The organism is Flavobacterium cupriresistens (genome assembly GCF_020911925.1).
GTDB lineage: Bacteria > Bacteroidota > Bacteroidia > Flavobacteriales > Flavobacteriaceae > Flavobacterium > Flavobacterium cupriresistens.
Genome location: NZ_CP087134.1, coordinates 4,410,545 through 4,422,974, shown reverse-complemented (window position 1 = coordinate 4,422,974; position 12,430 = coordinate 4,410,545). Strand labels below are relative to the sequence as shown.

12 protein-coding genes are annotated in these 12,430 nt (G+C 36.4%); 5 read left to right on the top strand and 7 right to left on the bottom strand.

Annotated elements, in window-relative coordinates:
• The first annotated feature begins 145 nt into the window (after positions 1 to 145).
• The 5 genes from LNP23_RS18065 to LNP23_RS18045 all read left to right on the top strand — a co-directional run bounded on the left by LNP23_RS18065 (position 146) and on the right by LNP23_RS18045 (position 2,456).
• Positions 146 to 322, top strand: a complete 177-nt coding sequence (locus LNP23_RS18065; RefSeq protein WP_047777269.1) for a histone H1 — start codon at positions 146 to 148, stop codon at positions 320 to 322.
• A gap of 372 nt (positions 323 to 694) precedes the next feature.
• A complete protein-coding gene (locus LNP23_RS18060; protein WP_230002285.1) occupies positions 695 to 1,291 on the top strand; it encodes a TetR/AcrR family transcriptional regulator in 597 nt (198 codons plus the stop codon).
• Positions 1,292 to 1,358: 67 nt separating this feature from the next.
• Positions 1,359 to 1,817, top strand: coding sequence for a hypothetical protein (locus LNP23_RS18055; RefSeq protein ID WP_230002284.1), 459 nt, complete (start codon positions 1,359 to 1,361; stop codon positions 1,815 to 1,817).
• A 2-nt stretch (positions 1,818 to 1,819) separates the two neighbouring features.
• The gene (locus LNP23_RS18050; RefSeq protein WP_047777274.1) at positions 1,820 to 2,137 is read left to right on the top strand and encodes a DUF3817 domain-containing protein; all 318 of its coding nucleotides are present in this window, start codon (positions 1,820 to 1,822) and stop codon (positions 2,135 to 2,137) included.
• 163 nt (positions 2,138 to 2,300) lie between these two features.
• Positions 2,301 to 2,456 carry a hypothetical protein gene (locus tag LNP23_RS18045; protein WP_230002283.1) on the top strand — a complete coding sequence of 52 codons (156 nt, stop codon included), beginning with the start codon at positions 2,301 to 2,303 and terminating at the stop codon, positions 2,454 to 2,456.
• Positions 2,457 to 2,577: 121 nt separating this feature from the next.
• Here the strand turns inward: LNP23_RS18045 and LNP23_RS18040 are convergent, their stop codons facing one another.
• The 7 genes from LNP23_RS18040 to LNP23_RS18010 form a co-directional block, all read right to left on the bottom strand.
• A complete protein-coding gene (locus LNP23_RS18040; RefSeq protein WP_047777358.1) occupies positions 2,578 to 2,910 on the bottom strand; it encodes a YegP family protein in 333 nt (110 codons plus the stop codon).
• A gap of 101 nt (positions 2,911 to 3,011) precedes the next feature.
• Positions 3,012 to 4,406, bottom strand: coding sequence for a serine hydrolase domain-containing protein (locus LNP23_RS18035; RefSeq protein WP_230002282.1), 1,395 nt, complete (start codon positions 4,404 to 4,406; stop codon positions 3,012 to 3,014).
• A 112-nt stretch (positions 4,407 to 4,518) separates the two neighbouring features.
• The gene (locus tag LNP23_RS18030; protein WP_047777279.1) at positions 4,519 to 5,079 is read right to left on the bottom strand and encodes a DUF2911 domain-containing protein; all 561 of its coding nucleotides are present in this window, start codon (positions 5,077 to 5,079) and stop codon (positions 4,519 to 4,521) included.
• A gap of 64 nt (positions 5,080 to 5,143) precedes the next feature.
• A complete protein-coding gene (locus LNP23_RS18025; protein WP_230002281.1) occupies positions 5,144 to 6,952 on the bottom strand; it encodes a glycoside hydrolase family 2 protein in 1,809 nt (602 codons plus the stop codon).
• 307 nt (positions 6,953 to 7,259) lie between these two features.
• A complete protein-coding gene (locus tag LNP23_RS18020; RefSeq protein ID WP_230002280.1) occupies positions 7,260 to 9,689 on the bottom strand; it encodes a glycoside hydrolase family 2 protein in 2,430 nt (809 codons plus the stop codon).
• Positions 9,690 to 9,692: 3 nt separating this feature from the next.
• Positions 9,693 to 10,874, bottom strand: coding sequence for a glycoside hydrolase family 88 protein (locus LNP23_RS18015; RefSeq protein WP_230002279.1), 1,182 nt, complete (start codon positions 10,872 to 10,874; stop codon positions 9,693 to 9,695).
• A gap of 21 nt (positions 10,875 to 10,895) precedes the next feature.
• Positions 10,896 to 12,413: a RagB/SusD family nutrient uptake outer membrane protein gene (locus LNP23_RS18010; RefSeq protein ID WP_230002278.1), complete on the bottom strand. Its 1,518-nt coding sequence runs from the start codon at positions 12,411 to 12,413 to the stop codon at positions 10,896 to 10,898.
• Positions 12,414 to 12,430 lie beyond the last annotated feature (17 nt).

The following is a 12,430-nucleotide window of genomic DNA, read 5'->3' as shown; positions in this document are numbered from 1 at the left end:
GTAATTGATTGATAATTAAGAGCAAGTGTTGCAGGTTAATTTAATATTAAGCGGTACGGTAAAAACTGGCATAATTTTAACATTAAACTTGCGTTATCTATCTAGCAAACTTTTATTTTTGCGCCTTAATTTAATAAGTATAAGCATGAACGATCTATTAGTAAAAATCAACGCCGAAATCGACACATTCAAAGCAGAAGCAGAAGCACTAACTGAGAAAGGTGTTAAAGCTGCTGGACCAAGAGCACGTAAATCAACTTTAGAAATTGAAAAACTTTTAAAAGAGTTTAGAAAAGTTTCTATCGAAGAATCAAAAAAATAATATTTGTATTCAAAAATAAGACCCGACAGTTTTTATAAAGCTGTCGGGTTTTTTGTTTTATAATGCGAAAGAAGTTGACCGAGCAGAGACTATTTTTCAGATAAAGTTCAAAAGTTGTGGGGTAGCAAAAATCTCGCAAAGTCGCAGAGGCGCCAAGTTTTGTTCTGATTTTTTTAACTTCGAGACTCTGCAACTTTAGGAGAAACAAACCGACAGGAATCCCATGTAGAATTTTTAATGAAATTTTCAAAGTTACTTTTTTATTGTGCTATTTAAAGAAATGGATATCGGACCCAATATGCCCTAATTTACAGATTTGTAAAGCTCCTCTATTTTATATTTCTTTGTAAAGAATACTAATTGGTATCTTTTATGAAAAAAGCACTTTCTACACGACTTTCGATTCTCCAAAAATCATTTGAGTTAATTTATACTCAGGGATATCAGGCGACCAGTATTGATACCATAATTGCAACCACTAATGTAACCAAAGGGGCTTTTTTTTATCATTTTAAAAATAAAGACGAAATGGGATTGGCCGTTATTAACGAGATTATGTATCCGTTAATGCAGGAAGATTTTGTAAAACCATTGTTGAATTCTAAGGATGCAGTCAGCGACATTTATAAAATGATGCAGTATTTATTGTTAGAGAATTCTTTTCTACTTCGAAAATACGGTTGTCCGGCGGGAAATTTGACTCAGGAAATGCCGCAAATAAACCAGCAGTTTGGTGAAGCCCTTTTTAAGCTTTCGGCTGAGGTGAAAGAGGCGATGCAAATTGCTTTAAAAAAAGGTAAAGATTCGGGAGCTATTAAACCCGAAGTTAATGAGGAACAAGTGACTCTTTTTGTTTTGTCTGGCTATTGGGGAATTCGAAATTTGGGAAAACTTTTTGATAATAATGATTGTTATGTAGCTTATTTAGAAGAGCTTAAATGCTACTTGAAAAGTTTGGAAAAAAACTAGTTTCAAAAACATACTAGTTAGTATGTTTTTGATTTATATTTGCATTATTATTTTAAAAAAGATAACAATGTACCCAATACTACTATCTCTGCATTCCGTCGTAAGATGGCTGGTGCTTTTAAGTTTATTTTACTCTATTATCAGAGCATACCGGGGTTTTACAAATAATTCACCCTTTTCTAAAAAGGATAATCTGGTACGACATTGGACCGCAACCATTGCACACGTACAATTAATGATCGGAATTGTCTTGTACTCTCAAAGTCCCATAATTAAATATTACTGGAACAATTTTACGGAGGGATCAAAAGATTTAAGCACCTTTTTTTTCGGTGTAATCCATATGGTTTTAATGCTTGTTGCCATCGCTATGATTACAATTGGATCGGCAGTTGCAAAACGCAAACAAACCGACAAAGACAAATTCAAAACGATACTTTTTTGGTTTTCCCTTGCAATAAGTATCATCTTCATAGCCATTCCGTGGCCATTCTCTCCATTAGCAAACAGACCTTTTTTTAGATAATTATGATAAATTTTTTCAAAACAAACATTGGCCGATTAAGAATTCTGGGACTTCTTGAAGGCGTATCTTTATTGATTTTAGTTTTTATAGCAGTTCCGCTAAAGTACTTTTTTGATAATCCTGCGGGGACAAAAGCGATAGGGCCTATTCATGGGGCGTTATTTCTGCTTTTTATATTCAATACCTTAAGTGTTGGTGTTGAGCAGAATTGGAAGTTTAAAACCACAACATGGAAAGTTCTTTTGGCTTGTATAGTTCCGTTTGGGACATTCTATATTGATCATAAAATTTTAAGCAAAATCAAAATGGATCAAAATTAGAACAGCTTCATTGAATTTTAGAATAATAAAAACAGATGACTTAACCTTTTAGGCGTAATTGAGCCAAGATTAATTGCATCAATAGCCATTAATTAGAAAAATCATGATTGAGATTTTCAAAACAAATGTGAATTCAAAAAGACAGTCCAACAGAATTTTAAAAATGCTTAAAAGAATATTTCCAAACGCTTCATTTATTTTTGATTTGGAAGATTGTGATAAAATTTTGCGCGTCGATTATATTGAAACGGTACAAATTCCAGTTATCAAAAACGAAATCATAAATTTGGGTTTTGCCTGTGAAATATTGGAGGATTAATTCTTTTAATTTATACCATCGGTACATTTTCGTAAATGTGCTCCGATACTATTTAAATACAAAGAGAAAGGGCTTGAAAACACTAGATTTTCAAGCCCTTTTTTTGTTTGATAGTTGTTATTTATGCCGTTTGATCGTCTGTTGCAGCATCCTGAGCATTTGTTTTTACTGAAGCAATTCCATTTTCTCTGGCGTCAGTACTTTCATACATCTCACTTGCCCCGATAATTTGGCCATTACCTGATTTTAGATTGAAATAAGGTTTTCCGTTGCTGGATTCTTTTCTGTCATATCTGGCATCATCCTGAGAGTTCGTTTTTACAGATTCGATTCCGTTTGTACAGGCAGCCTTTGTAGTATAACCTTCGCTGGTTAAAATAGTCTGACCGTTTCCGGCTTTTAAATTAAATTGAAATTCACCGTTCGCTCTTGTAGTAATTACAAATTTTCCCATATAATTTTTGTTTAAGTTAGGCATTTAATAGTATGCTATTCATAAAAGTACAAAACTTAATTGTACCAATTGTAACCAATAAAAATAATTGATTCTTAATTTTATTTTTTATTGAAAGAAGGTAGTATATATTTTTGGATGATTTCGTCGCTTGGGGATTGTGAATTGTAATTGCCTCCGGTAATAATGGTCACCATATTTTGCTCTTCCCAAATGTAAATTTTTTGACCGCCGTTTCCTTGTGCTGCTTTCCCATTGTAGCGTACGCCGTTTACATCTATATATTTTAGCCACCATAAATAACCATAATTTACGCCTTGAACAACAGATTGTTTGGTTAAGGACTCTTTTACCCAAGCAGTAGAAATAACCTGTTTACCATTCCAAATACCTCGATTAAGGTAAAGTAAACCTAGTTTTCCCATATCTCTTGAGTTTAAATAGAGTTGGCAAAAGGTTTCAGCACTTGAGGCGTCTGGTTTAAAATTCCAGGTAAAATTTTTAATCCCTATATCTTTAAAAAGGGTTTGTTTGGCGAAATCCGGCAACGTCATTTTGGTCGCTTTTTCGATAATTCTACCTAGTGTTATTGGATTTCCGGAACAATACATTCCTTTTCCTCCCGGCACGTCTACCATTGGTAAGTCTAAGGTATATTGTATCCAGTCGGGAGAAGAATTCATTACCGTTTCATTTCCTTCTGATTTAGCATTACTTACATCACAATCTAAACCACTTTGATTGGTCAAAAGATTTTTAATTGAAATCAGTCTTTTGTCTTCGGTAAGATTTTTAAAAGTATATTCGGGAAAATAGGAAAGTACAGTGACCTCTTTGTTTTCTATATACCCTTTGTCAATGGCGATTCCGGTGAGGGCAGAAACAAAACTTTTGGTGGCAGATCTTAACTCGTGTAGTTTGGCTTTATTGTATTCATAAAAATACTCTTCAAATACCAATTTTCCATCTTTTATAATCAAAACACTGTGGACGTTTGGAAAGCTACCGTCTACAATTTTTTGCATCATTTCATTCAATAAAGACTTGTCTAATCCGGTATAATCAAGATTTCCTGTCGGTAGTCCGTCTGTATCTTGTTTGGGCTGTACATAGACGTATTTAAAGTCTTTTGCATTTGGTCTTGCGTACCACATTTCTTTGGGGAAAATGACCTTTTTTGTAATTAAATTAAAAGTAGTTCCTTCTGAAGCATAACCGGTGACAGCTCCTTCTTTTCTCAAAAAAGTCACTTTTTCGTTGGACATGTTTTGAAAAACATCTTTATCAATTGCTTTTAATTTGTATTTGCTTTCGTTAATAATGGCATATAAAACGGTGTCTTTAGGTGAAGCCGCTATTTTAAGAGTTCCTTTATTTACATATTCATAAATACCTTCATATTCTTTTAATTGTTCGTATGTAATTTTGAATTTTTGTTGTGAATAACCGGAATAAATCGTCAATAATAATAACAGCTGCAAATAGTATTTTTTCATTATTTTGGTTTTAAAATATTGCTTGTTAGTTAATTAACGAAAGTTATAAAAAAAAGAGACACTTAATTAATAAATTTAGTGTCTCTTTTTTATTTTAGAAGTTTAGTTCAACTTACTTAAGCGTAATCGGAACTTCAACCGTTGTTTTATCCCAGCCAATAACCAAATTGGTAACTGCACCCTGAGTTGTAAAAGCAATCGATAACGCCTCTACCGGAGTTGTTATGGCTTTAACCGGAACCACAATTCTTACCAGGTCTTTGCTTTGATCGTAAGCATATCCACCCCATAAGTCAATTTCTTTGTTGATGATAACGGTCCATTTGTCTTTTTCAGGAATGGCAAAAAGACTGTAAGTACCTGCAGGAACTGCAATACCATTGATTGTAGCCGGCTTGTAAAATTTAATCTCTGTATTTTCATTTGCCCCTACACGCCATACTTCACCAAAAGGAATTAATTCACCAAAAATGGAGCGACCTTTAGCTGATGGTCTTGAATAAATCACTTTTATCGACGGAAGTGTAGTGTCGGTTTTTTTAAACTTTACCGCTTTATTCGGGAAATAAGCAATATCTGCCGGACTGGCATCCAAAGCAGGGAATTTAACCTCTTGAGCGTTAACAGAAAAGACAAATAATAAGAGAAGGGTAAGTAAACTAAAGTTTTTCATAATGTAGTATTTTTAATGTAGTTTATACAAAAATAAGAGAATTATGTATAGAAAAACTAAAATCTTATTCCTTTTTCTTCTTTTCGTACCAATCGCGCATAATGTAAAAAGCTTTCTTCTTCTGACCCTCGTTTGAGATCAGGCCTTTTCGGTTGTATTCGTCCTGAATTCCCGGTAACAGCCTTCTTGGAGATCTGAAATCAACTAAAATCCAAGGACTTAATCCGCTCAGATGAGGTATTTTTTCGATCATTTTAAGATTCTGAATGTACAAGTATTCTTGATATTCTTCGGTCCAGCGTTCTTTTTTGTCGCCATGCAAGCCAGCTTTTGCATCTCCTCCGAACTCAGAGACAATAACGGGTTTGTTGTATTTGGTTTTCCAAAGCACTTTTTCCGCATCTTCCAGATTGCCACCATACCAGCCTAAATATTGGTTAAAGGAAATGATATCCAGGGATTCGCCAATGGCATCATTTATAGTTCCAAATCCGTCATTTGTTTGTGTTAATAGGGCCGCACTGATTAATCTCGTGTTGTCTAATGATTTGGTATGTGCAACCAGATTTTGGATAAAGGTATTTCTGGCATCAGAAATTGGTGTTTCATTAGCCATAGACCAAATGATAATACAAGCTCTGTTTTTATCTCTAGTAATGGCAGCTGTTAGTTGTTCTTGTGCATTGTTGTAGGTTTCTTTTCTGGTGAATTCTACGGTCCAGTACACGGGGATTTCTTCCCAAACCATCAAACCCAGTTTATCGGCCATTCTGATGATGTTTTCGTTATGCGGATAATGTGCAAGACGTACATAATTGCAACCTAATTCCTTAGCCCAGTTAAGCAAACGCAAGGCATCTTCTTCAGAATTGGCACGTCCGCCTTTGGCATTTTCTTCATGAATGGAGATCCCTCGCAAGAAGAGCTGTTTTCCGTTTAACAGAATTTTGTCGCCTTGTGTTTCGATCGTTCTAAAGCCAATGGTATCCTCTAGTTTTTCACCGTTAAAATCAATGCCCAACTGATATAATTTTGGATTTTCGGGAGACCAGTAAGAAACGTTTTTGACCGGAATTTCAAATTTCAAAATGCCATCCGGACTTACTTTAGCTTTGTATTTAATTTTCAATTCCGGAATGGTGATGGTGACCGCATTCTGTTCCGGATTTAAGTTATTGATTTTGACAAAACCGGAAATTTTGTTTTGATTCTTTTTGTCCAATTGAATCGTATAATCTTCTACAAAAGATGCTGATTCTTCGATTAAGGTAACATCGCGCGTAATTCCGCCGTAATTCCACCAATCTGTATTTAGTGTCGGAACATCTTCTTTGTGTCGGGTGTTGTCTACTTTAATTACTAAATAATTGTCCTTTGGTTTTACAATTGAGGTAACTTCATAATTAAAGGGTGTAAAACCTCCTTCATGTGTGCCTAATTTTTTACCGTTTAAATAGACATCTGCTTTGTAGTTAATGGCGCCAATGTAGACAAAGAGACGTTTTTTTTCTTTTAAATCGTAATCAAAAGATTTTTTGAACCATACATTTCCTTCGTAATATTTTAGTTCCGGAACCTGCGAATTCCAATCTCCCGGGATGTTTATTTTGGGAGAAGTATCAAAATTATATTCTACTAATTCCTGTTTGTTTACGGCATGATAATTATTAAAATAAGCCGCATTTGAAGGTTTGGCCTGTTTGTCATAAACATCATGGTGAAAACTATAGTAACCCGTTTCGTAAGGATCAACAATGTAATTCCAAACCCCGTTTAACGAAGTGGTATTTCTGTTGGAGACGTTGGAGATTAAATTCTGTGCGAACCCAAAAACAGAAGAGGTAAGAAATAATAGGGTTAGTAATTTTTTCATTTTTAGTATCATTAGATGGGTTTGTTAAAATGCTTTAAACCGGAGTTATGGTATTAAGTTGCTAATTTTTAAATAGTACGGTTTTCCTGCAAGGTCTTTTTCTGACCTGGTAGGAGATAAAAAAAAGTATTTTAAATGCTGATAAACAATGATTTATAATTTAAATATTAATTAAGTTCAGGCTTTAAAATAACGGCAAAGAGCATTAAGTTTTGCAAAGTAAAAGTTGGCCACAAGTTTAACCTTAGTGGCCTTAGCCCTTTTTCTTATCGCACTTTGCGGTTAAAATTATTCACTTCCACTTTTATCATGGTTGTATTTTTAAATATTCGCCCTTAAAATTCTGATTTAAAACGGTCATTTCAATCGGAGCTCCGGTGCCATTTGGAACTACCTCTATTGCAGCTTTTCCATTAGCCATTCGAATCGATTCACTTCCGGTAGGTGTTCCTTGATTTTTGATTGTGTTTCCACCTTTCAAACATTGAAAATAGACACTCTCTTCATAATCTAAACAACGTAAATTGTTGTGGTCTATCGCAATAGCGGTTACCAGATAATTTCCGTTTTTTAACTTTTCCGAAGACAATTGTAAAGAAACAGCTGCTTCATTTTTAATAAATCGATAGTTTACTTTTATAGTATCCGAGACCGTTTTTCCGCTTTTGTCTTTTCCAATGGCAATTAACGTATTTTCTCCCTTTTTGAAAGTAACGTCCCAGGTTAAACCACATGCCTGATAAACCGTGGTATTTCTTTGTTTTTCACCCAGTGATTTTCCGTCGTGAAACAAAGTCACTTTTTCGCAATTGCTAAAAACACTTAAAACTCTTGGCATATTCTCAGGCCCTTGGCGTTCAGTCCAAGTGTGTGATTCGATGTACGTGAAAGGCTCGTCACTCCAGTAGCTTTTGAAGACATAATAGGCATCTTTTGGAATTCCGTTTCGGTCTACCAGTCCTTTTTGGTTCATGTATGGGATATCGTCTTCGGGGCGTAACGGTGTTGCAAAGTCCTTAAATGCCCATTGCACATTTCCCACAAACGTTGGATCATTCTCAGAGATATGCAAATGCCAGTCGAATAAATCTACGATATAATTTTCGCTCCAATCGCCAATTTGAGCAATATTGGCTACTTTGGTTTGCACGATGGCTTCTTCCCAGCCTTCCGCTTTTATAATGTTTTCGCCGGTGATCGGATTTTCGCTGTGACGCCCAACATGACTGTCACCACCATATTCGGCATGAATAAAATGCTTGTATTCTTTTTTGTAAACATCAATTGCCTTTTGATAACTTTTGTAGCTGCCGGAGTACCAGCCTGACCAGATAGAAGGGGAGAAGACGTCTACAATTTGTGAGCCTTCATAATACTTGCGAATTGCGGTTTTTCTGTTTGGATCAAGTTGATGCGCAATATCATTCAGCTGACTTAAAAAAGCATTGGTTTTCTCGGTATTGTCTCCATCCGGAAAGTCAGGAAGCCAGTTCATTTCGTTCCCTAAAGACCAAATGATAATACTCGGATGGTTGTAATTCTGTTCGATGATTTCGACCAGCATGTTTTTGGTATTTGTTTTCCAGAGTTCATCTCCAATTCCGCCACGACACCAAGGCAATTCATCCCAAACCAAAAGACCAAGTTCATCACAGGCTTTGTAGATTTCGGGATCTTGCGGGTAATGGGCCAGACGAACAAAATTAGCGCCCATTTTTTTTATGGATTCCATGTCGGCGCGATGTTGTGCATTACTCATGGCAGCGCCAACTCCGGCTTGTTCCTCATGTCGGTGTGTGCCACGAATCAGGAGTCTTTTTCCGTTAAGGTAAAAAGCACCGTGATCCTTAAACTCAAACCATCTGAAACCAACTTTTTCGCTAGTGCTGTCTCTGACGGTATTTTTTTCTGACAGCACAGCGGTGATCGTATATAAATTAGGTTTTTGAGTATCCCACAATTCAGGATTTTTAAGATTCTCAAAGCTTATGTTTACTGTTTTATCGGTAACGGAAATGGTTTTAACTGCGACTTTTTTTCCTTTTGGATTTTTAAGGATAACACTTAATGAAAGTCCCTTTAGTTCTTCCGGATTTTCTATTGAAGCACTAACATTTAAAGACGCTTTTTTGTCCGATACTTCGGGAGTTGTAATTTTCAGATTGGCAATGTTGTTTTTGTATTTAGAAACCAGCCAAACATCACGTGTAATTCCTCCGTAGATAAAAAAATCACTTTTTTGTGATGGAATAATTTCAATATCATAACTGTTGTCTACACGCACAAAAAGGTCATTATTTCCTTCTTTGATATAATTTGTAATATCGATTGTAAAACCAATATAACCACCAATATGACCGCCTGCTTCTTTACCGTTTACATAAACTTTGGTAGTGACATTGGAGCCTTCGAAATATAAAAAATAACGTCGGTTTTGATCTATTTTTGTGATGTTGAGCATTTTTTGATACCAGCTCGCATCCCGTCTGTAACCCGGAATTAAATCGGTTGCATCTTCGCTGTTCCAACTATGCGGTAAACTTATTGGAGCCCAATTGATTGCTTTTTGTGCCTCTTTGAGGTTTGCAGTACCGTTTTCTAAATAAAGCCAATTGTCGTTGAGATTTGTTTTGGTACGGCTATCGGTATTGGTCTGAGCAGAAAGACTGTTACAACCAAAATAAAAAACAAAAAGGAATGTAAAAACAAATTTGTAGCAGTAAGATAATTTTCTCATACGTTATAAGTCTTTTTTTCTTAATACTGCTTCCAGAAAGTAATAATCGGCATATATGATTGGCTCATCAATTTCGTCGTGTTTGGGCCAGTTTCCTGTGCTATGACCGAAGATAAACGGTGCATTGATTTTAGAGTCTAAAATATATTGATCTGAATTTAAAGTTTGGATTACTTTGTTGGCATAAGCCAGATACGTTTTGTTTTTGGTGTAGCCATAAAGTTCGTATAAAGCTGAGGCCATAATGGTGGCTGCAGAAACATCACGTGCCGCATTTGGAATACCAGGGTCGTTAAAATCCCAATACGGAATCCCATCTTCGGGCAGGTTTTTATTCGTCATAAAAAACTTTGCGGTTGCTTCCGCCTGATCAATGTACGCTTTGTCTTTTGTATAACGATACGACATGGTAAATCCGTAAACCGCCCAAGCCTGACCTCGTGCCCAAGCCGAATCGTCATTGTATCCCTGTAAAGTCGTTTTCTTTTTTACAGCTCCCGTAATGGTGTCGTAAACCACCACATGGTAACAGCTGTTGTCTTTTCTAAATTGATTTTTGAGTGTGGTATTGGCATGTTTGATGGCGATATCCTGATACTTTTTGTTACCGGATAATTTAGTAGCCTCAAAAAGTAATTCCAAATTCATCATATTATCAATGATTACCGGATATTCCCAAATGTCTTTATTGAAATCCCAGGAACGGATCGCACCTACATTTTCATTAAAACGCGTACATAAGGTTTCAGCTCCTTTGATAATCGTTTTTTTGTATTCCGGATTATCGACTACTTTTAAACCTTCTCCAAAGGCACAATACACCTTAAATCCAACATCATGAGAGCCACGATTTACACTTTCTTTTTTGCTGAATGGCGTCCACTTTTCTGCCTGTTTTTTGTATTCGGAATTGCCTGTTAGTCGATACAATTGCCATAAGTTTCCGGCAAAAAAACCACTGGTCCAATCTCGCGAAGGTACTTTCTTTATGAGATTGGATTCCGGGGTCATGCTGCGTGGCATTGCCATCGAATCTACGGGATATTCCAACATCATTTTATAACGGGTTTCAAGCAGATTACCGGAAGATGCAGTTACATTAGTCTGAGAATTATTCCCGGATTTGCACGCTGTAAGCAGCCATGCAAACCCAAGAACAAAAAGTATGTGATTAACTTTAGTCATAAGTAAATTTAATATAATGTTTTAATAGCCAGGGTTATTTGGTGCTAAGTTTGGATTTATCGCCAACTCAGTTCCCGGCAATGCGAACAAATAATCTCTGTTGGAATCAAAATTGGCGTGAGGCTCAAAACCATTTGGACCAAATACTTCAGGGCCATTTTTAAGTCTTTTAATATCGTACCATCTAATGTATTCAAACGCCAATTCTAATCTTCTTTCATCAACCACCATTTTCCTGAAATCGGTTTTAGATAATCCAGGTGTTACATTTGCGGGAAAAGAAACTTGTCTGCCTGCTTTGTTTCTGGCTCTGGCACGCACTCGGTTTACATAACCATCCGCTTCTGAAGTTCCCGGACTAATTTCGTTTAAAGCCTCAGCAGCCGTTAGCAATACCTCGGCATAACGCATCGTGATGTAGTTGTGTTGGGAAGTTCTTCCGTTAGCACCTGCTTTACCCGGAAAACGATAGTATTTGGCAATATGAGGGCGTGGGGCTTTTTCGTTATCGCTTGACGGATAAATTTGCAAAGCACCACCCGGGCCTGTTTTTTTTCTGATGATAGTGTCAAAACTTACCGCTCTTCTGTAATCTCTCTGATCCCAGTCGTTAAAAACTTTTAAAGAAGGTACAGCCACAGAAAACCCCTGTCCGTAACTGTAACTGTCATCTTTTAAGGAACCTGTAAAAAAGGCGGTATAGTCCTGACCGTAATTTCCGGAGGTTAAGTTGTTAAAATCAATTGTAAATAAAGGCTCTTTTAGTGTTGCTGCTTTTGTAGCATTAAATAAATCCTGAAAATCGGCATCCAACCCTAAACCAAATTTTGCCTCATTGGTAATAACGTATTTGGCTTCATCATAGGCTTTTTGATAATTTCCTAAAGTTAAATACACCGAAGCCAAATAACCTGCTGCAGTTCCTTTTCCGGGAACGGCTTTTACTTTTGGTTTGTCGTCCAGCCATTTTTTTGCAAATTCCAAATCTTCAATGATTTTGGCATATACTACTGCTTCTTTGGTTCGGCTTAATTTATCGACCTGTGAAACTTCGTTTACGGCAAAATCGATATACGGAACATCTCCAAAGATGCGAACCAAATGATAGTAAGTAAAAGCTCGTGCGAAATAAGCCTGAGCAACAATGGCGTTTACTTTTGCAGGATCACCGGGCGTTTTTTTAGCGCCTTCGATCGCCTGATTGGCTGCGGCAATGATGATAAACGATTGTGGCCAGAAGTTGGCAACCAGTGCATTGGTGTCGTTCATTCTAAAATCGTTTACATCAATCCTTGCTGCCTGAGTGGTTCGGTCTCCAATATCGGACATATCATCTCTAAGCATCAGGGCAATGGTAAACTCTCTTCCCCAGTAGTTGTTGTGGGCTATGTTGGCAAAACTTCCATTTACAGCAGCTTGCAAATCGTCTGTATTATTAAAAAAGTTATCCGGACGAATGATTCCTACGGGATGTTCTTCTAAATCAGAGCATCCGAAGGCGAATATTCCCAGGAAAATAAAAGCGATATATTTTTTCATGATAGTGATGGTATTTG